Source organism: Collinsella sp. AM40-7AC, from assembly GCF_003468125.1.
Classification (GTDB): Bacteria; Actinomycetota; Coriobacteriia; order Coriobacteriales; family Coriobacteriaceae; genus Collinsella; species Collinsella aerofaciens_O.
Genome location: NZ_QSGK01000006.1, coordinates 133,594 through 156,643 on the forward strand (window position 1 = coordinate 133,594; position 23,050 = coordinate 156,643).

Annotated in this window: 18 protein-coding genes; 10 read left to right on the forward strand and 8 right to left on the reverse strand. The window is 59.9% G+C overall.

The features are described 5' to 3' along the window. The first annotated feature begins 75 nt into the window (after positions 1-75). The 4 genes from DW892_RS06730 to yihA all read left to right on the forward strand — a co-directional run bounded on the left by DW892_RS06730 (position 76) and on the right by yihA (position 3,420). The gene (locus tag DW892_RS06730; protein ID WP_233504627.1) at positions 76-930 is read left to right on the forward strand and encodes a DegV family protein; all 855 of its coding nucleotides are present in this window, start codon (positions 76-78) and stop codon (positions 928-930) included. A gap of 174 nt (positions 931-1,104) precedes the next feature. After that, complete coding sequence (pflA, locus tag DW892_RS06735; RefSeq protein ID WP_117766536.1) at positions 1,105-1,923, forward strand: pyruvate formate-lyase-activating protein; 819 nt, start codon at positions 1,105-1,107, stop codon at positions 1,921-1,923. Between the two features lie 126 nt (positions 1,924-2,049). Next, positions 2,050-2,790, forward strand: a complete 741-nt coding sequence (gene mtnN, locus DW892_RS06740; protein WP_117766538.1) for a 5'-methylthioadenosine/S-adenosylhomocysteine nucleosidase — start codon at positions 2,050-2,052, stop codon at positions 2,788-2,790. Positions 2,791-2,829: 39 nt separating this feature from the next. After that, positions 2,830-3,420: a ribosome biogenesis GTP-binding protein YihA/YsxC gene (gene yihA / locus DW892_RS06745; protein ID WP_117629919.1), complete on the forward strand. Its 591-nt coding sequence runs from the start codon at positions 2,830-2,832 to the stop codon at positions 3,418-3,420. A gap of 258 nt (positions 3,421-3,678) precedes the next feature. Here yihA and thrB read toward each other — a convergent pair whose 3' ends face one another. Beyond that, the gene (thrB, locus tag DW892_RS06750; RefSeq protein ID WP_055285404.1) at positions 3,679-4,560 is read right to left on the reverse strand and encodes a homoserine kinase; all 882 of its coding nucleotides are present in this window, start codon (positions 4,558-4,560) and stop codon (positions 3,679-3,681) included. A gap of 203 nt (positions 4,561-4,763) precedes the next feature. Further along, positions 4,764-6,281: a threonine synthase gene (gene thrC, locus DW892_RS06755; protein ID WP_117766540.1), complete on the reverse strand. Its 1,518-nt coding sequence runs from the start codon at positions 6,279-6,281 to the stop codon at positions 4,764-4,766. 104 nt (positions 6,282-6,385) lie between these two features. Here thrC and DW892_RS06760 point away from each other — a divergent pair, with 104 nt between their 5' ends. The 3 genes from DW892_RS06760 to DW892_RS06770 all read left to right on the forward strand — a co-directional run bounded on the left by DW892_RS06760 (position 6,386) and on the right by DW892_RS06770 (position 9,903). Next, a complete protein-coding gene (locus DW892_RS06760) occupies positions 6,386-7,774 on the forward strand; it encodes an aspartate kinase (protein WP_117766542.1) in 1,389 nt (462 codons plus the stop codon). 174 nt (positions 7,775-7,948) lie between these two features. Next, positions 7,949-8,974, forward strand: a complete 1,026-nt coding sequence (locus tag DW892_RS06765) for an aspartate-semialdehyde dehydrogenase (RefSeq protein WP_117766544.1) — start codon at positions 7,949-7,951, stop codon at positions 8,972-8,974. A gap of 350 nt (positions 8,975-9,324) precedes the next feature. Continuing rightward, positions 9,325-9,903 carry a methylated-DNA--[protein]-cysteine S-methyltransferase gene (locus DW892_RS06770; RefSeq protein WP_226790740.1) on the forward strand — a complete coding sequence of 193 codons (579 nt, stop codon included), beginning with the start codon at positions 9,325-9,327 and terminating at the stop codon, positions 9,901-9,903. 206 nt (positions 9,904-10,109) lie between these two features. On the opposite strand, the gene DW892_RS06775 is transcribed toward DW892_RS06770, so the two are convergent. Continuing rightward, positions 10,110-11,345 carry a chloride channel protein gene (locus DW892_RS06775; protein WP_117766583.1) on the reverse strand — a complete coding sequence of 412 codons (1,236 nt, stop codon included), beginning with the start codon at positions 11,343-11,345 and terminating at the stop codon, positions 10,110-10,112. A 185-nt stretch (positions 11,346-11,530) separates the two neighbouring features. Then, positions 11,531-12,169 (reverse strand): GyrI-like domain-containing protein, encoded by a 639-nt coding sequence (locus tag DW892_RS06780; RefSeq protein WP_117766548.1) that lies wholly within the window; start codon positions 12,167-12,169, stop codon positions 11,531-11,533. Positions 12,170-12,440: 271 nt separating this feature from the next. Between DW892_RS06780 and DW892_RS06785 the strand changes: the two genes are divergently transcribed. Both DW892_RS06785 and DW892_RS06790 read left to right on the forward strand, forming a co-directional pair. Then, positions 12,441-13,142: an ABC transporter ATP-binding protein gene (locus tag DW892_RS06785; protein ID WP_117766550.1), complete on the forward strand. Its 702-nt coding sequence runs from the start codon at positions 12,441-12,443 to the stop codon at positions 13,140-13,142. Positions 13,143-13,147: 5 nt separating this feature from the next. Further along, positions 13,148-15,913: an FtsX-like permease family protein gene (locus DW892_RS06790; RefSeq protein WP_233504628.1), complete on the forward strand. Its 2,766-nt coding sequence runs from the start codon at positions 13,148-13,150 to the stop codon at positions 15,911-15,913. 514 nt (positions 15,914-16,427) lie between these two features. On the opposite strand, the gene DW892_RS06795 is transcribed toward DW892_RS06790, so the two are convergent. From DW892_RS06795 to DW892_RS06805, 3 genes are all read right to left on the reverse strand, one after another. Further along, positions 16,428-17,366 carry a helix-turn-helix domain-containing protein gene (locus DW892_RS06795; protein ID WP_117563855.1) on the reverse strand — a complete coding sequence of 313 codons (939 nt, stop codon included), beginning with the start codon at positions 17,364-17,366 and terminating at the stop codon, positions 16,428-16,430. 433 nt (positions 17,367-17,799) lie between these two features. Then, on the reverse strand, positions 17,800-18,879 hold the full coding sequence (locus tag DW892_RS06800) for a 6-phosphofructokinase (protein WP_117584154.1): 1,080 nt from the start codon (positions 18,877-18,879) through the stop codon (positions 17,800-17,802). 140 nt (positions 18,880-19,019) lie between these two features. Continuing rightward, a complete protein-coding gene (locus tag DW892_RS06805; RefSeq protein WP_117766552.1) occupies positions 19,020-20,105 on the reverse strand; it encodes a carcinine hydrolase/isopenicillin-N N-acyltransferase family protein in 1,086 nt (361 codons plus the stop codon). A 161-nt stretch (positions 20,106-20,266) separates the two neighbouring features. On the opposite strand from DW892_RS06805, the gene DW892_RS06810 reads away from it, so the two are divergent. Then, a complete protein-coding gene (locus DW892_RS06810) occupies positions 20,267-21,652 on the forward strand; it encodes a M18 family aminopeptidase (protein ID WP_187364998.1) in 1,386 nt (461 codons plus the stop codon). A gap of 448 nt (positions 21,653-22,100) precedes the next feature. Here the strand turns inward: DW892_RS06810 and DW892_RS06815 are convergent, their stop codons facing one another. Continuing rightward, positions 22,101-23,036 (reverse strand): D-2-hydroxyacid dehydrogenase, encoded by a 936-nt coding sequence (locus DW892_RS06815; protein WP_117766554.1) that lies wholly within the window; start codon positions 23,034-23,036, stop codon positions 22,101-22,103. Between the last annotated feature and the right edge of the window lie 14 nt (positions 23,037-23,050).

The following is a 23,050-nucleotide window of genomic DNA, read 5'->3' on the forward strand; positions in this document are numbered from 1 at the left end:
GGACGCCGTTGTGCAACAGTGCGGCGGCGCGTGCCATGTATTGAAAAGCCAATGTCGAGATGGGTCGTGATAATAATGGGCAAGTACGTAATCGTGGTTGAGTCTGGGTCGGATGTGACGCCGGAGCTCTGCGAGCGCTACGGCATCGTGCGCGTGCCCATGCATGTCACGATTGGTGACGAGACCGTCGAGGACGGCTCGATCGATCCGCTCGAGATTTATTCGCGCTGCAACGAGTTTGGCGTGATGCCCAAGACCAGCGGCTGCGCGCCTGCGGATTTTGCTCACGTGTACGACCGCATTCACGCTGAGCAGCCCGATGCGACTATTCTGCATCTCGCGTATTCCGAGGCCACGACCTGCTCGCATCAATCATCGAAGATCGCCGCCAAGGGTCGCGACTACGTGTTCTCTATGGACACGCGCTTTGTCTCGGTAGGCCAGTCGCTCGTTGTCGTCGAGACCGCCAAATACATCGAGGCTCACCCCGATGCCACCGTCGACGAGATCTTTGCATTTACGAATTCCGTCATGGACCGCGTGCTGCTGGGCTTTGTTCCTACCGATCTTGCCTTTCTTAAGGCGGGCGGTCGCTTGTCCAACGTCGCATTCCTTGGCGCCCATCTGCTCAAGATTAAGCCCTGCATTGAGGTGACGGGCGGCAAGTTCGTGGCGACCAAGAAGTTCCGCGGCTCTATGCTCAAGTGCGCCCGCGCCTTTATTGACCACATGGTTGCGAAGGGCGAGATTGACTACTCGCACATTGGCCTGGCGTATTCGGTGGGCCTTTCCCAGGAGCTGCGCGATGACATGGAGGTCTATGCGCATGATCTGGGCTTTAAGGACGTTACCTGGACTCAGGTCGGCGGCGTCATCTCGAGCCATTGCGGCCCGACCGCCTTCGGTGCGGTGCTCACGCTTAAGGCGTAAAGGCCGCAGGCGAGCGTTCTTCAGCCTGACATCTCGACGTAGCCCCCAGCCATGGTGATGGGGGATAGATTAAAACGTGCCGTTCTAGTCCGAGACGTTTAAACGCAAACGCATGGGCTAGAATGACTCTGGCATTTTAATTGGTTGCATCCAAGGAGAGGCAAGGTAGCGCGAATGGCAGAAATGACGCTTGAGGGTGTGGACGCTCGTCCCGAGGACTCTGCGTTTGCCCTTGGCCGCGTGCATTCGATCGAGACGATGGGAACGGTCGACGGACCCGGCATCCGCTTTGTGGTGTTTGTTCAGGGCTGTCCCATGCGCTGCGCGTATTGCCACAATCCCGATACCTGGTCGGTCAACGGCGGCACCATGGTGACCGTCGAACACCTGATGGATGAGTTCCAGAGTAACCACGAGTTCTATCGCAGCGGTGGCATTACGGTGTCCGGCGGCGAGCCGCTCCTGCAGCCCGAGTTTTTGGCCGATCTGTTTCGTGCTATGCATAACAACCCCGATGGCCGTGTACATACCTGCCTAGATAGCTGTGGCTATGCATTTGACCCCAACCACCCCGAGAAGTTCGATGCCGTGCTCAACGAGACCGACATGGTACTGCTCGATATTAAGCATGCCGACCCGGTCGAGCATAAAAAGCTGACCGGTTGCGATCCCGCACGCATCTTGGCGTTCGGCGATGAACTTGCACGTCGCAAGATCAAGGTCGTTATCCGCCACGTGGTGGTGCCGGGCATTACCGACACGGTGGAGGAGTGCGAGAAGCTCGGTCGCCTCATCGCTCCATGGCACAACGTGGTGGGCCTGGAAATGCTGCCGTATCACACGATGGGTGTCGTCAAGTACGAGCAACTGGGCATTCCCTATAAGCTTGAGGGCGTACCTCAGATGGATACCGCGCGCATGCCCGAGCTGCGCAATGCCGTTATGGCCGGTATGAAAAAGCGCCGTGCGGAGCTCAGGTCGGCCATCGGCTAACAAGCCATTTTTGCCCCTTTATGATACCCGAGCTGTACTGGCCTAACGGCTTGGTGCTGACACGGTTGAGCCAAAATGCTGGTACCATACCGTGGATAAGCAATTTGCACGGATTTGGGGGATGGCATGGCAACCATCGCGATCATAGGCGCACTCGAAAAAGAGGTTGCGCAGATTAAGGAAGAGCTGAGTGGCACGCATGAGTCGCAGGAGGCGGGCTTGACCGTTGTGAACGGTGGGCTTTCGGGTCTGACAGTAGTCGCCACGACGGCAGGCATGGGGACCGTGAACGCCGCTGCCGCAACGCAGCATCTCATCAGCAAATACGCCCCGCAGGCCGTTGTGTTTTCGGGCATTGCGGGCGGCCTAAACCCTAAACTCCATATTAACGACGTGGTTATAGGCAAGTGCCTGCGCTATCTGGATACCGATACGGCACTCATCGCCGAGTCGGCGCCGGGGCTCGAGGAGTTTGTCTCGACACCGGCGTTGGCTGATGTTGCCGCCGCCGTGCTTGCCGAGCATGGATTTGTGGATGCCTCGGCGGATGAGACTTCTGCGGAGAAGGACCCCAAGCAGTTCCTGTGTGGCACTATCGCCACGGGTGATCGCTTTGTTACGGGTGACGCCATGCGTAACGCTGCGATTGAGGCCACGCATGCCGATTGCGTCGAGATGGAGGGCGCGGCAATTGCGCACATCGCGGCCAAGAATGGTGTCGATTGCCTGGTACTGCGCGCTATCAGCGATAATTGTGACGAGGCATATGACGCGTTTTGCGAGCGCGAGTTCGATCTGGACGAGTACGCTCGCACCGCGAGCGGCATCACGCTTGACATCGTTCGTCGTATCGCCGCCGCGCAATAGCACGCCCGTTTTGTAAGAACCTACGACCAAGGAGTGTCCATGGCCGATTCCATTAACTATCAGCTTGCCAAGTTTGTTGCCAGCTACGGCAAGGTTTCGCAGATCCCCGAGTCCACCTGTCCCGAGGTGAGCTTTGTGGGCCGCTCCAATGTGGGCAAGTCGTCTATCATGAACAAACTCTTTGGCCGCAAGAACCTGGTCAAGGTTTCGAGTACGCCGGGCAAGACGAGCAACATCAATTTCTTCGAGGCCGACGACGTGCACTTTGTGGACCTGCCGGGCTACGGTTTCGCCCGTCGTTCCAAGGCCGAGCGCGACCGCTGGGCTGAGCTTATCGGCGACTTCTTCGACTCCGAGCGCAGCTTTAACCTGGTCGTATCGCTGGTGGATATTCGTCACGACCCCAGTAAGCTCGACCATGACATGATCGATTACCTGCAGGGCAACGAGTTCAACTTTATCGTCTGCCTCACCAAGGCCGACAAACTCAGCCGTACCCAGCAGGCCCGCCAGTCAGCAGCCATCAAAAAGCAGCTCAACGTCCCGGCCGAGAACGTAATCATCACAAGCTCCCAAACCGGCACCGGCATCGACGAACTCAAACGCCGCATCGCCGAGGCCTGCCTCTAGTAAGGGCTCCAGCCTAGCAAGAGCCCCTACCAATAAAAGGCCATAATTTCAGCCCGGCGCCCCTTCAAAGCGTGGGTCCCTGTAGACATCGCTAGTCACGTTACCATAGGGCCACCCAGGGGCATCCCCTTAAAAACATTCCGCAGCACGAGGCCCGCCTATCCGATGCTCCGAAGGAGCAGGATAAGCGGGCCTCAAGTGCGAGGACGTTTTTAAGGGGATGCCCCCGGGTGGCCCGGACAGACCGATCGGCGATGTCTACAGGTACTCGATTTGAGCGCCCTCGGTGTCGCACGTCAGAATATGCGTATCACACTTGGGGAACTGCTCACGCAGCTTGACCTGCAGAAACTTTGCCACGATGGTGTCGTCGGTCACAGCCATGAGGGTCGAGCCTGAGCCGCTAATCCAGATGGTCTTAGCGCCGCCGTTAAGGCAGGTGTCGCGCACGGCGTTGTAGTCGGGAATCAGGCGGCGACGATAAGGCTCCTGAATGCGGTCGTCATTGGCAGCGGCAATCAGGTCCAGGTCACCAGTCTCCAGGCCGCGCGTCATGCCGGCGATGCGGCCCATTTGCCATACGGCGGTGGAGAGTGGAATCTCCTGCGGCACGACCTTGCGCGCCTCGCTCGTATGTACCTCGTAGGGCGGAATCACGGTAATAAAACGCAAGCGATCGCTCACCTCGTAGCGCAGACATTGGGGGAGCGAATCGGTCGGCGTAAAGGAGCAGACGGCGCCGCCAAGGATGGCGGGGGCGACGTTATCGGGATGGCCCTCGACCTCGGTGGCGATGCGGACGAGTTCGGCGCGGTCGACGGTGTGGCCTGTCAGCGCGGCGGCAGCCATGATGCCGGCGACGACGCAGGTGGAGCTGGAACCCAGGCCGCGGGCGACGGGGACGTCGGTCTGAATGTCGATAGCGACGGGGAAGGCCGGCTCGCCCCATGCGGCCAGCGCATCGACAAAGCTCACATAGACCAGGTTATTCTCGTTTTGGAACTCCTTGGGGCAGCCCGTGATGGTGAGCTTGTCGGCGCGCTCGAAGGTGAAGTGCGAGTAGAGGCCGACGGCCATGCCGAGGGTGTCGTAGCCGATGCCTAGGTTGGCGCTTGTTGCTGGGACGGTGATTTTGATCATGTGGGTCCTCCTGGCGTGCCTGGCTGTTTAGTTCGCTGCTCGGACAGTCCTGCGCAAGACGGAAAGCACATTAAGTGCTTTCCTTTGCGTGCGGAACTCACGACGAACTAAACAGCCAGGCACGCTGCGCGCGTTCGTCATCATCCCGAGGGTTATCTGATGAAAGAAGGTGCGCCGGCTTTCGCCGGCGCTTAATAAGGGATCTAGTTGGTGCTCATTCGTTTTGCTGCGGACTCGACGTAGCTGGCCATTTCGTCGACGTCACAGACGTCTTCGAAGCGGACAGGTTTGGACTCGAGCTCGGCGAGCTGGGTCGGGGCGACCGTGTTGGTGGCCTGCTCGAGCACGCGCATAGCCTCAAAATCGTCCTCGGGAACGTTGAGGCCCAGGGCATCGCAGCAGGCGCGCGGGAACTTGTAGGGGCTGGCGGTCGAAAGCAGCACGCGGGCCTTGGCGCCCTCGGCGGGAGCGACCTTTTCAAAGACGTGATAGCCGCAAGCGGTGTGCGGGTCGATCACGTAGCCGTTGGCGTCCCAGCAACTCTTGATGGCAGCGCGGACCTCGTCCTCGCTGGCCCAGCCGCAGCCAAAGACGCTCTGAATCTTGGCCAGCAGCTCGGCGGGCACCTCGTAGCGACCAGTCTGTGCCAGCTGCTCCATAAGGCCGGCAACGAGCTCGCAGTCGCCGTCGGACAGGAAGTAGAGCATGCGCTCGAGGTTGGAGCTGATGAGGATGTCCATCGACGGCGAAATGGTCGTGAAGAACGGGCGGTTGCGGTCGTAGACGCCGGTGGTCAGGAAGTCGGCAAGCACGTTGTTCTTGTCGCTCGCGACGATGAGCTTGGCGACGGGCAGGCCCATGCGCTTGGCGTAGTAGCCGGCCAAGATATCGCCAAAGTTGCCGGTGGGCACACAGAACTCTACGGCGTCGCCAGCCTCGATAGCGCCGGCGCGCAGCAGCTGCGCATAGGCGGCAAAGTAGTAGACAACCTGCGGTACCAGACGGCCGACATTGATAGAGTTGGCGCTCGAAAGCACCGTGCCGGCGGCTTCCAGACGCTCGGCAAGCTCCTTATCGGCAAAGATGCGCTTGACGGCGCTCTGGGCGTCGTCAAAGTTGCCGCGGATGCCGCAGACGGCGACGTTGTCGCCCTCCTGCGTGGACATCTGCAGGTTCTGGACGTGGCTGACCTTGCCCTCGGGATAAAAGACGGTGATGCCCGTGCCCGGAGCGTCGGCAAAACCGGCGAGTGCGGCCTTGCCCGTGTCGCCCGACGTGGCGGTGACGATCATGATGCGCTCAGCGCCGCCGTCCTTGGCGGAAGTGCGGGCCATGAGGCGGGGGAGCATCTGTAGGGCGACGTCCTTGAAGGCGCTTGTGGGGCCGCCAAAGAGCTCCATCACATAGGTCTGAGGGGCGTCAGCACCCGGCGCTGCGTCGAGTTTGACGAGCGGCGTAACCTCTTCACTCGCGAACGTGCCGCGGTATGCCTCGTCGACACACGCCGAAATTTCTTCGGCCGTGTAATCATTCAGTAACATTCCCAACACATCTTGAGCGATTTCAAAGTACGATTTATCTGCAAGCGAGCTGATATCGACCTGCTGGGTGCCAAGCTCGTCCGAGACAAACAAACCCCCGTCGGGAGCGATGCCGGTGCGGATTGCCACCTTACTTGAGCACGATAAAGTGCGTCCTCGTGTACTATGATAAGTTCCCATATAACACTGCTCCTCGGATGCCTTGGTCCCAATCGGTGAAACCATGGTATCAGAGCGCGCAAAATAGGTTCGCAGAGGCTTTTTAGAAAGGTAACCTCCAGCCCATGATTAAGATTGCCAAGTTTGGCGGCTCGTCGGTCGCCGACGCCGAACACTTTAAGAAGATCAAGGCCATCGTCGATGCCGACCCGGCTCGCCGTTTTGTGGTGGTTTCCGCCTGTGGTCGCCGCTTTAAGGGCGACACCAAGGTGACCGACCTGCTCTACCTGGTTAACGCGCACGTTAAGTACCACGTGTCGTGCGAGGAGCTGCTCGAGGACATCGGCCAGCGCTATTTTGATATCGCTGACGAGCTGGAGCTCACCTATCCCATCCGTGAGGAGTTCGCGGCTTTTGCCGAGCGCGCCCGCTCGGGCGGTTACTCCACCGAGGAGCTCGTGAGCCGCGGCGAGTACTTCACCGCTCGCCTGATGGCTGAGTACCTGGGCCTACCGTTCCTGGACGCCGCGACGGTTGTGGCGTTCCATCACGACGGTACGCTCAGCATGAACCGCACCTCCGAGCTGGTGCAAGAGTACGGTCAGCAGGGCGGCTTCGTTATGCCTGGCTTCTACGGCGCGACGCGCGAGGGCCAGATCAAGCTGCTCGACCGTGGCGGCGGCGACATTTCCGGCTCGATCCTGGCCAAGTGCCTAGGCGCCGACCTGTACGAGAACTGGACCGACGTTTCGGGCTTCTATTCTGCCGATCCTCGCATTGTGCCCGAGGCTCAGCCCATTGCGCGCGTTACCTACGAGGAGCTGCGCGAGCTTTCGTACATGGGCGCAAGCGTCCTGCACGAGGAGGCCGTGTTCCCTGTGCGTGAGGCGGGAATTCCGCTGGTCATCAAGAACACCAATGCGCCGCAGGACCCCGGCACCATCATTAGCGAGACGGCTGATGAGGGCGAGGCGGAGCCCATCATTACCGGCGTGACCGGCAAGCGCGGCTTTGTCGCCATCAACGTCGCCCGCGACCGCACCAAGCCCCGTGTTGGCTTTATGCGCCGTGCGCTTTCGGTGTTCGAACGCTATGACGTCTCCGTCGAGCACATGCCCACCGGTGTCGACCGCTTTGGCGCCGTGGTGCAGGAGCAGGATGTGCACGACTCGCTGTACTCGCTCGTGGGCGACATTCAGCAGGAGGTCGAGCCGCTCGAGATCGAGGTCGTCGAGGGCCTGGCGCTTATCGCGACCGTCGGCCGTAACCTGCGCGGGCGCGCAGGTATTTCGGGTCACCTGTTTGGCATGCTTGGCCAGGCCGGCGTGAGCGTGCGTATGATTTCGCAGAGCTGTGACGAGATCAACATCATTATCGGTGTCGAGGAGAAGGACTTCGACCTAGCGATTCAGACCATTTACCGTGCCTTCTCCGACGAAAACGGCATTGTGAAGGTCTCCGACCTGGAGGCTCCCGCGCCGGTCGATCCCGCCCTGGTCGCGCTCCACAAGTAGCTGCCATCCCGTTGATTTTTTGGGACATGTCTCAAAAATCTACGGCGGGGCGTTTCGTTTCGGTTTCGTTTCGACGGGGCGGGTTTCGTGCCCGCCCCGTTCTTGTATACACTGGCAACAATAATCGGCCTGCTCGGCGTGCGGGCAAAAGCCACAACCTTTAAAGGGGGAAGCATGAAACAGTACACGGTTGCTATTTTGGGCGCGACGGGAGCTGTAGGCACCCAGATGCTCGAGTGCCTCAACGAGCAGGAGTTTCCGGTCGGTAAGCTCAAGCTGCTGGCGAGCGCGCGCTCTGCGGGCAAGACCGTTGAGTTCCGCGGCGAGCAAATCGTGATCGAAGAGGCTTGCCCCGAGGCCTTTGAGGGCTGCGATATTGTGCTCGGAGCCGCCGGCGACGATATCGCGAAGGAGCTGCTGCCCGAGGCCGTCAAGCGCGGCGCTGTCGTGGTCGACAACAGCCATGCCTTCCGCATGGATCCCGAGGTGCCGCTGGTCGTACCCGAGATCAATGCCGACGATATCAAGTGGCATCACGGCCTTATCGCCAACCCCAACTGCGCGACCATTATCGGCCTGGTTCCCACCTGGCCGCTGCATCAGCTCGCCGGCGTGAAGCGCATGATCGTCTCGACGTACCAGGCGGCTTCGGGCGCTGGCGCTCCCGGTATGGCCGAGCTCGAGGCCCAGCTGGCCGCCCTGGGCCGTGGCGAGGAGATTCCCGAGCCGCGCGCTTTTGCCGCCCAGCTGGCGAGCAACCTGATTCCGCAGATTGGCGGCGTCAAGGAGGAGGGCTTTACCTCCGAGGAGATGAAGCTGCAAAACGAGGGCCGCAAGATTATGCACCTGCCCGAGCTGCGCGTGAACTGCACCTGCGTGCGCGTTCCTGTGCTGCGTTCGCACTCCGAGAGCATTACGCTCGAGTTTGAGCGCGATATAACGGTTGAGGAGGCCCGTGCTGCGCTGGCTGCCGCTCCCGGCGTCAAGCTGGTTGACGATATGGCTGCCGAGGATGCGCACGATCGCTTCCCCATGCCGATGGACACCTCCGACCAGGACCTGATTTGGGTCGGCCGCGTGCGTCGCGACATCTCGAACCCCGAGGCTGCGCGTGGCATCACCTTCTGGTGCTGCGGCGACCAAATCCGTAAGGGCGCGGCAACCAACGCCGTCCAGATCGCTAAGCTGCTCTGCGAGTAGTGTGACCTGTCCGGCGGGGGCCGGGCTTAGTTTTCAGAACGTCCTCGACCATGTGTGGCGCCTTGTCCTGCTCCTTCGGAGCCGCGGACAAGGCGCCACACTGGTCTGCGGAGTGTTCTGAAAACTAAGCCCGGCCCCCGCCTGCGGTGACGCTGCTGCGAGCGGCCTGCGATGGGGCTGTTGTTGGTTGAGGCCGCTGGGCTGATGTGGGGGCGCGTGGCTGTTGCGAGCCCTGGTCCCGGCGGCGGCCTCGGCGCTTTGCGCCTGCCGCCTTTGGGGACTGTGGGGTCGATTGGGGTTGTCTGCACAATTCGCGGTATTATGTTGCGGAGTTTTGAAAGGAGCCGCTGGTGGTCACGACGACGTTTGCTTCGCCTTTGGGCGAAATCCTGCTTGCCGCTGATGGCCGCGGTTTGACGGGGCTTTGGTTTGAGGGGCAGGAGCACTTTGGCTCCACGCTTCTCAAAGAAGATCCCGAACATGTTGAAGGCGCCGATGCGGTTTCTGGTGCTGGCGGCATGTCTTCGGTGAATCCGACAAACGGTGCTGCCTCGTCGGTACTTGAGCGTTCTTGGGCTTGGCTGAATGCTTATTTTGCGGGGCAGGAGCCTCGGTTTACGCCGCCGTTGCATATGATTGGTACGGCGTTTCAGCGCGAGGTTTGGTTTGAGCTGCTTTCTATCCCGCGTGGCGAGGTCGCTACGTATGGTGAGATCGCCCAGCGTGTTACGGCTCGACATCGTGTACCGGGAAACGAAGCACCCGTTGCGTCTCCCCGTGCCGTGGGGGCCGCGGTCGCGCGCAATCCCATTTCGATTATTGTGCCGTGCCATCGCGTGGTTGCCGCCGATGGTTCGCTTAACGGGTATGCCGGCGGGCTTGACCGCAAGGAGTGGCTGCTTCGGCTTGAGGGCGCGTACGAGGACTAACGTTCGAGCACTTTGCATAGCCAAGATGCCGTGAAAGAACGGGACATGCTTTCCGAATGGAGGCTCAGACGGAAACTACGTCCCGGAATTCCGTTTTAAAGCGGGATGCGCTTTCCGAATGGCGTTCCAAGCGGAAACCGTGTCCCGGAATACAGCCTCAGAGTGGGACGCCGTTTCCGGCTGAGACCACCTGCCTGGACATCGATCTACGCCCGCTCCTGCAGGGCGTAGATGGACTTATCCATGTTGAACAGGTAAGCCACAACGCAGACAATAATGAACATCGGCAAGTTACCAAAGCCGAAGACTTCGCAGCCAATAAGGATGGGTGCGAGCAGCGTATTGGTGGCGCTGCCAAAGACGGCTGCGTAGCCCAGTGAGGCGCAGAGCTCGACGGGCATGCCGAGAATCCCGGCGAGTACGACACCCAGGCTGGCTCCGATGGAGAACAACGGCGTCACCTCGCCACCCTGATATCCTGCGGCAAGCGTGGTAATGGTGAGTGCGAATTTGAGTGCCCAGTCCCAAGGTATGATGGCGACCTTGCCGTCACCGTCGAGCGCCGCGGATATCAGATTGGTGCCAAGCCCGCAGTATCGACCCTGCCATAGTGCGAACAGAATCGCCGATAACGCGATGCCCATAACGGCGATGCGTGCATAGGGGTTGGGGAACAGCCGCGCCGCAAGTGTTTTGGCATGTGCAAGGCACCAGGCAAAGGCGCCGCCCACCATACCAAACGCGATGCCCAACAGTGCCAGCCGTCCAAGACCGGGGAGGTCGAGCGCATACGAGGCGGTAACGGCGACCTCGAACTTCTCGAGCCCCAGGGCGCCGGAGGTCATGCTTGCGGCAAGTGAAGCCGTAAGCGCGGGGAGCAACGCGCGGTATTCCATGCGTCCGGCGACCAGCACTTCGATAGCAAAGACCGTAGCAGCGAGCGGCGTTCGAAAGAGTCCGGCAAAGCCAGCGGCCATACCAATGAGCAAAAACGTGTTGCCGGGGTTTCGGAAAGGTAGACGCCTGCCGATCCAGTGCGAGACGGTTGCACCAATCTGCACGGCCACGCCCTCGCGCCCCGCACTGCCGCCAAAGAGGTGCGTCCCCCACGTGCTCAACATAATGAGCGGCACCAAACGCGGGGAGATGGCATCCTCGCGTCCGTGACCTACGTCAAATACCAGGCTCATGCCCCGATCGGTGCCTTTACCCCAGGTGCGGTAGGCAAATACGATGGCCAAGCCCATGAGGGCGAGGAAGGGAAGGAGCAGTGCGATGTGTTCGTCGCGGAAGGCGCCGATTGCCAGAAGCACGCGTCCAAAGAGTGCGCAGATGGCGCCAACGATGATGCCGATAGGGATTCCGACGGCACCCATAAGCACGAGGCCGCTATAGGTGTTGAGCAAGCGTTTGATTCTGCTCGATGCGTTGCTTTCCGACATTTTGCTTTCCGACACTTGCTCTCTTGATAGAAAAAGAGCTGGAGTTGCGCATCGTTGAGAGGCTTTCCAGCTTTAGCAAAACAAACTTATAAGATGCGACGGGCCGCGTCAAGATAATTGCTTGACAGCCTAGGAGGCGGCTGGTTGGCTGGCTTAAAACCTAGCGCGTGAAATGACGCTCCACGCTATTCAGCGCGCTTGATAGGATGACGAACCACGGTCTTAAGTTTCTCCGGCGCACACTTGCGTGGATCGGAGAGATAGATTTCGTGATGTAAACGGGTATCTGAGAAGTCGGGGACATAGCCCTGCTCGGTCGCATATTCATGCATGGCGTCTACGGTTGCCGGCTCGCTGTCGTAGGGTCCGGTATGCATGCATTGAACGCAGAGACCCTCGTCAACTTTAAGCAGCTCGACGGCAGAAAAGTCCAGTTTCTTTTTGGCCGTGGCTTCCGCGACCGCCCAGTCAAAGTCATCCTGAGTGACGAAATCGGGCAGGCGGATGCACGAGATAAAGTTGAAATCGTCCTTGCGTACATAATCGATGTCGCCGCTCGGGGAGTCTTGCCACCAGAAGCCCTCGAGCGGCGGTACCACAAAGTCGAAATAGCCCTCGATACTCCTTGAGCCTTTCTTTGACATCTTGACGGTATAGGCGATGCCGTAAAGCAGCGGCAGGGCATTTTGATACTCGCCACCTTCGGTATTTGGGTCGCCCTTTCCGCGAACGGCAACGTAGCTCATAGGCGGGACAGTTATGATACTCGGCTTGCTTGCAGGTCTGTAGAGCTCCTTGCATTCCTTCTTAAAGTCGAACGCCATGTTGGCCGCCTTTCTGCGTATTGGCCTGCTTAGATAGCGGAATCATATCATAGAAACGAACAGTTGTTCGAATGATTTGGCTGACAGATTGAGATGCGTGCGTTGTGTTTGGCGGTCGGCCTGACCCCATCGATGATTTCTCTGCCTCCCCGGCGCCTCATCTATAGCTGCCGTTTCCCCATATAGAACCTGCCAAAATAAACCCGTCCCTTTTTAGTCGGTGCGAAATGGGTAATACTAAAGAGTTATCCGACCAGATGGGAACCGATCGATGGCTTATATCGAATTCAAAGACGTCATCAAGGCATACGGCGAGGGCGACGCCCGCATTCACGCACTCGACGGCGCGAGCTTTACGGTCGAGCGCGGCGAGCTCGCCATCATTCTGGGTGCTTCGGGTGCCGGCAAGACCACGGCGCTCAACATTCTGGGCGGCATGGATACGGCGACCTCCGGCACCGTGACGGTGGACGGGCGCGACGTGAGCTCCGCCAACGAGGCTCAGCTCGTGGAATACCGCCGCGCCGATGTCGGCTTTGTCTTCCAGTTCTACAATCTGGTCCCCAACCTGACGGCGCTCGAAAATGTTGAGCTTGCGGCGCAAATCTGCCCCGATTCGCTCGATGCCGAGCAAACGCTTTGCCAGGTTGGCTTGGGTGAGCGCCTCGCCAACTTCCCCGCGCAGCTTTCGGGCGGCGAGCAGCAGCGCGTGTCCATTGCCCGCGCGCTGGCAAAGAACCCCAAGCTGCTTTTGTGCGACGAGCCCACGGGCGCACTTGACTATAAAACCGGCAAGCAGATCTTGCAGCTGCTGCAGGACACTTGCCGCAAGCAGGGCATTACGGTCATCATCATCACCCACAACTCCGCGCTGGCGCCCATGGCCGATCGTCTGATCCGCTTTAGGAGCGGCCGCGTGGAGAGCGAGACGGTCCAGCAAAATCCCGTGCCTATCGAGACGATCGAGTGGTAGCGCCCATGGACCAAGATCGCCAAAACAGCCTACGCCACGACGCGCAGAATACGGAGCGCGAGCAGGATTTTACGACCTACCGTACCGCTCAAAGCTCAAACGATATGGTGCCGACGGTTTTTCGCCGCGGCATCTACCGCACAATCCGAGGCAGTCTTAAGCGCTTTTTGTCCATCGTGGTCATCACCGCGCTCGGCGTGAGCGTGATGTGCGGCCTTAAGGCGGGCTGCGAGGACCTGCGCGATTCGGTCGACGCCTATTTTGACCAGCAGAATGTCTATGACATTAACGTGCAGTCGACCTATGGCCTTACGCGCGACGATCTCGCGGCCATCCAAGAGGTCGACGGCGTCGAGACGGCCGAGGGTATCTACACCGAGACCGCCTACACCGCCGTGGGCACAACGCGCGAGCGCGTGGTCGTGCAGAGTCTCTCCAAGGAGAACATCGATCAGCCGGTGCTGGTGAGCGGCGATTTGCCCGAGAGCGCCGATGAGGTTGCGGTGACTTCGAAGTTCCTGAAGGCTTCGGGCAAAAAGCTCGGCGATACGGTGAGTTTTGCCGCCAATGACGCAAGTTCATCGAACCAAAGCGCCAAGGATCAGTTTGCCGCGGGCGATTACACCATTACGGCCGAGGTCCTCGATCCCACTGATGTGAGCTCCGACTCGACAGTCAACGCCTTTCGCGCTGCTTCGGCGGCGGACTATAAGTTCTATGTGAGCGAGGACGCCGCGACATCTTCTTCCTACTCCGCGGTCCACGTGATCGTCGAGGGAGCCAAGAGTCTCAACTCCTATTCGGATGCCTACGCGGCAAAGATCAATGAGGTCAAGGGCAATATCGAGAAAATCCGTGAGGAGCGTGAGAAGGCGCGTGCTCAGGAGCTGATGGTCGACACGCCGGCAAGCTTGGATACGGCCGAGCGCGAGGCGAATATGCTCTTTGGGATTGAACAGGGCAACATCAATCGCATGGCCGAGGGCAGCGAGGAGCGCGTCCAGGCTCAGGCCGAGTTGGACCAGCGCCGCGCCGCCGCTGACCAGCATTTTGCCGATGCCCGCGCCGAGCTTTCCGATCTGGGCGAATGCTCCTGGTACATCCAGGACCGCGGTAACATCGCAAGCTACTCGAGCGTCGAGAGCGACAGTTCTTCGATCGAGGCCATCGCCACGGTGTTCCCATTTATCTTCTTTGTCGTCGCTGTGCTCATCAGCCTCACCACCGCCACGCGCATGGTTGAGGAGGAGCGTACACTTATTGGCCTGTACAAGGCGCTCGGCTATTCACGTGGGCGTATCCTGTCCAAATACGTGGACTACTCGCTGTGGGCGTGTCTGATCGGCGGCGTGCTTGGCAACATCATCGGATTTGTGGGCCTGCCGCTGTTCCTGTTTACGGTGTTCGACGACATGTACTCGCTGCCCCAGATGCTGCTTTCGTACGACATCGTGTCCTCGATCGTTTCGGTGGCGCTGTTTGCCGTGGGCGTGGTGGGAGCCACGATTATCGCCTGCCGCCACGAGATGGCCGAGACCCCTGCCTCGCTCATGCGCCCCAAGGCTCCGCGCGCCGGCTCGCGCATTCTGCTCGAGCGCATTGGCTTTATCTGGCACCGCATGGGCTTTTTGAACAAGGTCGCTGCACGCAACCTGTTCCGCTACAAAAAGCGCGCCTTTATGACCATCTTCGGTATCGCTGGCTGCACGGCGCTCGTGATCTGCGGTATGGGCATCCGCGATACGTCGGTGGCGCTTTCGCCCAAGCAGTACGGGCATATCACGCGCTACGACCTGCTGGCGGTCGCCAATCCCGACGATTTTTCGCAGACGTGCGCGGCGCTCGACGAGCGAAGCGCAGCCAAGGATTCCGACGTGACCGTGACTTCGACGCTGCCGATTATGACCGACAACGTCACCTTTACATTTGGCGGCAAGAGCGAGACCGTGCAACTGATCGTGGTGCCCGATGACCGCGCGAACGACCTGGACGACTACGTGTGTCTCGAGGACGAGTCCAAAGAACTGCTCGCCCTGCGTGGCGGAGATGTGTATTTGAGCAAGAGCTCTCAGCTGGTGCTGGGGATCAAGCCGGGCGATACGGCACACGTCCAGGATTCGTCGCTCAATGTTGCCAAGGTCAAGGTCAGCGACATTTCGCTCAACTATCTGGGCAACACGCTTTACATGACGCAGAGCACCTATGAGCGCGCATTCGGTCGAAGCGCGCGCCTCAACGGCATCCTTGCGCTGCTTAAGGGTTCGTCGGCCGATCAGATTGCGTTTACCAACCGTCTTAAGAGCGATGGTTGGATTACGCTGTCGAGTACCGCCGAGCATTGGGAAAACTATGAGGCAAACTTTACGATTATCAATTCGGTCGTGGTGCTTGTGACCTTTATGGCGGCGTGCCTGTCGTTTGTGGTGGTATTCACGTTGTCTAACACCAACATCTCGGAGCGCGAACGCGAGCTGGCGACTATCAAGGTGCTGGGCTTCCGTCGTGGTGAGGTACACCACTACGTTAACAAGGAGACGCTGATCCTCACGGCGATTGGCGCCGCGCTGGGCGTACCGCTGGGTGGTGCGCTGGCCGAGAGCTTTACGTACATCTTGCAGATGCCGTCATTGTACTTTGACGTCGAAGTCGAGCCGCTGAGCTACGTGCTTGCCGTGGTGCTTTCCTTCGGCTTTACGATCATCGTCAACCTCGCTACCAATCGCACCCTCAATAAGATCGACATGGTCGGCGCCCTCAAGAGCGCCGAGTAGCCTGCCAAAAAGGGACAGGTTTATTTTGGCAGGTTTTATCGGGGCAAACGCCGGACAACCATTAGGTGGCCCGGCGTTTGCCCCGTCAAACGGGCTTTCCATTTGCCTTTCATTCTATTTGGTTTTCGCTCGCAGGCGTGGATGAGAGACTCTCTTTGGCCTTCGAGATTGGGCTTGTATGGGTCGTATGCCACAAAATGGGCCTATCTACTACGTTTGCTACCACACCCTCGACCGTGACAAAGATTATGAAATTAAAACCGCAGGTAGATGGCTTGCCAGTTTTCGGAAAAGGCGGGTATGGTCGGCCCTCTCGAGTTAAACGTAGTAAATAGGCCCTTTTCTTGGCGCGCGGTCAGCTCAATGCTAATCTCCGTGCCGGAACTGACCCAGTTGTTTGTAAGTTGCGGTGATATACGGACTGTTTGGCGCTTTGGAGCTTCAAAACAGTCCCTATCTCACCGCAACTTAGGAGAAGGGCGGGGGCGGTTGGGTGCTGGTGGGTCGGAGCGTGTTAGGCCTGTTTGCGGTGCTTCCATTGTTTGCGGCACCAGCGCATGAGCGCCTTTATGACGGGAATCGTGATGAGGATGATCCATGCAGGATGGGGCTGTCCCAAACAGAGCCACATGTAGAGGAACCAAGCGATGGCGGCTGCCGGGTAGATGGCCTCGATCAGCTTAGACAGGTGGCGCCGATCGATAAAGTCACCAATCGCGTAGTAGACGGGAACCAGAAAGACGAGGAAAAGCCCCATGCCCCATGTGCCGTAGACAATGCCGAGCACCAGATAGGCGAGAGTGACAAGTGCGGGGAAGGGGAATTTGTTCCATGCACGTCCGACCTTGGTGTGGAAATGCTTGCCATGATGGTCGAGCTTGTCGTGTGCTTCCTTCCAGCTGGAAAACGTCTCGCCGTCGATGGTGACGGTGCCGTCGTCATTGGTGCGTACGCTATGTCCATCGTCCTCAAGCGTATCGATATGCACGCCGTCCGGCCCCACATGCACCTCTTCGCCCTTGCGCTCGTTGGTCACATGGATGCCGCTCCAACCAACATGGACTTCCTCGCCTTTATTGGGATCAATGACGTGGATACCGCGCGCGAGGGAAATATCGACAAGTGGCTTATCGCTGCAATCAGCGTGCTCAGTAGAAGCCTCAGCCTCTTCAGCCTTATCTGAAGCTTTGGTGCCGGCGTTGCTGTTCTGCGCCTCATCATCAGCCTGTGAGTCATCAGCGCTAGCCACCGCCTCCCCATACAGCAGCTCATCCAGCGACACGCCATACAGCGCGGCGAGCGCAATAAGGTTATCGGTATCGGGCGAGGATTCGCTGCGCTCCCATTTACTGACAGCCTGACGACTCACACCCAGCTGGGCGGCAAGCGCCTCCTGAGAAAGCCCGGCAGCCTTGCGGCGATCAACGAGCCGCTGCGCCATCGCAAGATCCATGGTGGTTCCTTTCGTTTGATGGTCGAATCGAATGAGCCGAGTATGCCGAGAACAACCGGTAGCGACCACCATTTCTAGTTAGAATCTGCCCCAACCCTACCGCAACTACCGGTAGCAATCCCTAACGACCAGCCATTTCAGGACAAATGTCAGTGCAAGTAGCAGCCAAGAGCCCCCACTCAGTAAGTTGCGGTGGAATAGTTTTTGGATTCAGCCATTTGTGGACTAAGCAGGAACTATTTCACCGCAACTCAATTCCAGCCCAGGCACCCGCAGCAAGAAGACGAATAGCCCCGGCGAGTATGTAAACGCAGGACCCTCCGACCCCGCCCGACGATTTCGATTGGCGACCTTTGACGGAGTCAAGGGAGGAGCCAAATCGAAATACGTCGGGCGGGGTCGGAGGGCCCGATGGGGTGGATTCCAGCCGAGGCTATTCGTCGCCGAAGCTGATGCCCAACGCCTTGGCCTCGCGTACCAGATCGCTCTGGGGGTCGACAAACTTGAGCTTGCCGGCGACCTCCTCGAGCGGCATGTGGCACATCTTGCCGTCACGCAGGGCAATCATGTAGCCAAACTCGCCGCGTAGGCAGCCAAGCGCTGCCTCGACGCCGCACTGGGTCGCAAAGATGCGGTCCTGGGCGTCGGGCTGGCCGCCGCGCTGCGTGTGACCGGGGATGGCGACGCGGGTCTCGCGACCGGTCTTGGCCTCGATCTCCTTGGCGATGTCGTACACGATTGACGGGCTCGTGCGCTCGGCGAGCTTCTTCTTGTACTCCTTCTTGGACAGTGCCGCGTCCTCCTTGGAGATGGCGCCCTCGGCGACGGCTACGATGGTAAAGCGGCTGCCGGTCTCCATGCGATGCTCGATGGTCTTGATGACGTTATCCATGTCGTAGGGGATCTCGGGAATCAGGATGACGTCCGCGCCGCCCGCGACGCCGGCATACAGCGGAATCCAACCGACCTTGTGGCCCATGATCTCGATGACAAACACGCGGCCGTGACTCGAGGCAGTGGTGTGGATGTCGTCGATGCACTTGGTGGCGACGTCGATGGCGCTCGTAAAGCCAAACGTCAGCTCGGTGCCCCAGGTGTCGTTATCGATGGTCTTGGGCAGGGCGATAACGTTGAGGCCCTCTTCGCGCAGGCGGTTGGCGGTCTTGGTGGAGCCGTTACCGCCCAGCATAAACAGGCAGTCGAGCTGCAGCTTATGATAGGTGTGGACCATTGCGGGCACCTTCTCGACGCCGTCGGCCTCGGGAATGTCCAGGCGCTTGAACGGCGTGCGGCTCGTGCCCAGGATGGTGCCGCCGCGGGTGAGGATGCCGCTAAAATCGGCGGGCGTCATGACGCGGAACCTGCTGTAGATAAGGCCCTGGTAGCCGTCCTCAAAACCATAGATCTCAATAGGCTCTTCGCTATTGGTCATAAGCGTTTTGACAATGCCGCGCATGGTGGCGTTGAGCGCTTGACAGTCGCCGCCACTGGTAAGAAGACCGATCCTAAGCATGATGAATCCTTCCGGGCAAGTTATAACATGCGCATAAGTTTACCCCCGCACACTGTTGATACGGGGGTAAAACGTGTTAGCTCAAGCGTATAGAAATGTAAACAACGCCAGGCGAGCGTAAAGTCGACGGGCCTGGCTCCTTACAGTGCGAATGCGTCGATGTCGCCCCAGTGGCGGCGCAGCGTGATGGCGGCAGCAGGCTCGGTGTTGTCAAAGACGACCGACCACTGCGTGTTGCTGGTGATGTCTTCCGGATTGGGCTCTTGCGCTGCAGCGCGTAGGGCCTTCCAAGCGACTGCCTCGTCTTGGGCGCCGGTATGGGCGTCGAGGACATCGGCGATTGCGGCGGCGCGCTCTTTACCATGGCCTAGCTCGCCATTCTTTTGGTTAGGCAGCACTTCGTCGCCATAGCAGGCGTAGAAGTTCGTAACCTGGGTTACAGGAGTCGCTTTGAAAGCGCGGTCCGGATCGCGCGGATCCCACTCTACTACGCGCGCGTCACCGGCGGCGTCGTTTATAAAGAAGTGGTAATCGCGTCCTGCCATGGCGTGCATGTCGTAGGCGGAAAGCAGGTCGACAGCTTCTTGCGTGGTGGCGGCACGGTCGAGCACCAGACGGATGGCGAGCGAGGTATTGATGACGGGGCGCTGCGTGTCCTGGTCACAGGGTTTGGAATCCAGGGTGAGCACGGCAATGGACACGCCACATTCGTTGACGCCGTCGAGCTGGGCAAACGGGCCCATGAGTGCGGCGGCGCGTCCGGCGACGGAGTCAAGCGGAGTGTTATCGCCCAGGTTGTTAAGGGCGGCAAACCCGATGGAGGCATAGCCGCCGCGTGGGTGATTGCGCACCAGCAGCGCCGAGGTGTCGTCCTTAAAGTCGTAATTGCGACCGGTACGCACGCGGCCTTCGGCATCTACGGCGACAAAAGCGCTGCAGGCAAACTGGGGCGCCTGGACATGTGCCGGCACACCGGGCAGCACCTGCGCCACCACGGCATCGATGTAGGCCCGGTCATCGCGCACGCCAGCGGCGATGATGCGATCAAGATCGTAGTCGTAGGCGATGTCGATTGCGTACAGGTCATAGCCATCCGTGTAGCCGGTCAAGCGTTTGAGTGACGCGGCGGACTTGATTTGTTTGTGATAAACGGTGCCGGTGGCAGCGGCAAGGCCGACGGCGACTCCCGCGACACCGCAGGCGATGGCAATGTTACGTGGCTTCATGACGGCTCCTTTCGTCCTGTTAGCGTAATTGTCGCAAAAGGAGTGCGGGCATGATGGCTCAACTTGGCGAGCGGCGCGGGATTAAACATGGAATGAAAGGCACGGCACTGGCGCGGCGGGGTATGCTGGAGGGGACCATCAACCCAGCGAAAGGGGAGAGCATGACGGATCAGGAAACGCCCGAGCGCGCGCATGTGACGGCCGATGATATCGAGGCCGCCAACGACCTTATCGACTTTATCGAGGCATGCCCCAGCATGTTCCATACGGCGGCGACCATTATGGCCGAGCTCGACGAGGCGGGCTTTACCTACCTGCCCGAGAATGCGGCGTGGGACATCGAACCAGGCGGGCGTTATTACACGCAGCGCAATACCTCGAGCGTTGTTGCCTTTAAGGTGGGCGAGGACCTGGCTGCTACGTGGGGCGAGGACGGCGTTGCCGGCGACTATCATTTTCAGCTCACGGCGTCGCACAGCGATTCGCCGACGTTTAAGGTCAAGGCCGTGCCTGAGCTTGACGGCGCGGGCGAGACGCTGCGCCTGAACACCGAGGCCTACGGCGGCATGATCGACTACACCTGGTTCGATCGTCCGCTGGCACTCGCGGGCCGCGTGTTGGTACGCGAGGGCGACCGTATCGAGAGTCGTCTGCTTGCCACCGAGCGCGAGGTCGCTATTATCCCGAGCCTTGCTATCCATATGAACCGCGGCGTTAACGAGGGCTTTGCTCCCAATCGCGCCGTCGACCTGTGCCCGCTCATCAGCGCCGGTGACCTTAAGCAGGGAGATTTTGACGCCCTGATCGCCGACGAACTGGACGTTGAGCCCGAGCAAATTTTGGGCCGCGATCTGTTCCTGGTCAATCGTCAGGATGCGCGCATTTGGGGCTGGGCCGACGAGTTTATCTCGACGCCCAAGCTCGACGACCTGGCCTGCGCCTACACCTCGCTGCAGGCATTTTTGGGTGCCGAGAACGCGCACGACGTTTCGGTCTTCTGCTGCTTTGATAATGAGGAGGTTGGCTCCGAGACCAAGCAGGGCGCCATGTCGACGTTCTTGGCCGATGCACTGCGCCGCATTAACGGCTCGCTGGGCTTTGACGACGAGTCGTACCACCGTGCGCTTGCCGCTTCGATGCTCGTGAGCTGCGACAACGCGCATGCCGTGCACCCCAACCACGCCGAGAAGTGCGACGCCCGCAACCAGGTTGTGCTCAACGGCGGCATCGTCATCAAGGAGGCCGCCAACCAGCACTACTGCACCGATGCCTTTAGTCGCGCGGTGTTCCAGGCCATCTGCGATGACGCCGACGTGCCCACGCAGGCCTTCGCAAACAAGAGCGATATGGCGGGTGGCTCCACGCTCGGCAACCTGTCGAACATGCAGGCGAGCATGCATGCCGTGGACGTGGGCCTGCCGCAGCTTGCCATGCACTCGAGCTACGAGACCGGCGGCGTGCGCGACGTGATGTACGCCATCCGCGCCCTCACCGCCTTCTACGAGCGCAACCTAACCATCAACGGCGCCGAAAGCGTGGAGCTCTAAAACCTATCAAGAAGGGACATGTTTAGGGATTCAGGTTCTGAGGTGCTGCCGACGCGTCCGCAATCGGATATATGCATAAACCGACCCGCCGATTGCATATTTCGGTGGGTCGGTCGCTTTCCGCCCACAGGTACCCCTGGGGGCGCCGTGCAAATTCCGGAATATTCAGCATCCGGGGCCCACAGGCGCAAGAACGGGCGCGCGAAACCGCGCCGAATGTCCCGATTTCGCACCCCCAACGCCCCGAGGACCGCTCATTTTCCACAGGTTGCTGCCCGCGGCGCCTGCCTTTCGCCCAGAATCCGGTATGCAGCCCCCTCGGGCACTGAATATTCCCAAAAATGCACGCCAAACCCCGCCCCAGGCACCCGCAGCAAGAAGACGGATAGCCCCGGCCTCCCCAGTCGCAGCGTCGGCTCATTACGCCGTTTGTAAAACGGCGTAATTCTTAGTGCTCAATCCAACAATGTAGCGTCTCGCCGGCCTGCAGGTGACGCAGATTCTCCGCGGCGATGTCGACGACGTTGTTGAGCGTGGCTGCCAGGTGGAACCAGCCGGAGACGTGCGGCGTGATGAGCATGTTGGGCACATCCCACAGCGGGCTTGTCGCGGGCAGCGGCTCGGGGTCGATGACGTCGACCGCGGCACCGGCAAGGTGCCCGGACTCGAGTGCCGCAACTAAGTCGTCGGCAACCACAAGGTCGCCGCGGCCGCCGTTGGCAAAGAAGGCGCCCGGCTTCATCGCGGCGAAGAACTCGGCGTTCGCCAGACCGCGGGTCTCGGGCGTGCTGGGCATAAAGGATGCGACGATGTCGGCCTCGGCCAGGCGCTCGGGTAGGGCGTCCATGCCGTCCATGTCCTCAAACACGATGGGGTAGACGAGCGGATGGCGCTTGATGCCGCGGACGTGTGCACCCATGCTGCGGCAGAGCGTGGCGAAGTGGCCGCCGATATCGCCCGCGCCCAGCACGAGCACATTGGCATTTTTGAGCGAAGTGACCGGCCCCAAATCCTCCCAGCGATGCTCGCGCTGCAAGTCGTGATAGCCAGGCAGACGCTTCATCATGGAAAGGACCATGGCAAACATGTGCTCGCTCACGGCCTGGCCGTAGGCGCCCACCGAGCAAGACAGTTTGGCGTCGGCTGGCACTGTGCCGGCGGCCAAGTAATCGTCATAGCCCGCGGTCTGTAGTTGCAGCAGCTGGAGGTGCTCGCATGCGGTAAGCAGGGCAGGGTCTATGTTGCCCAAGATCACGTCAGCGTTGGCGACTTGTTCGCGCGTGATAGCGTCGGCGCTCGTGTAGATAAAGTCCTCGCCCGGAGCGCTCGACTCAAGAATTGCGCGATGGTGGTCGTTGACGGGCAGCAAAACCAAGATGTTCACAAGCAGTCCTTTCC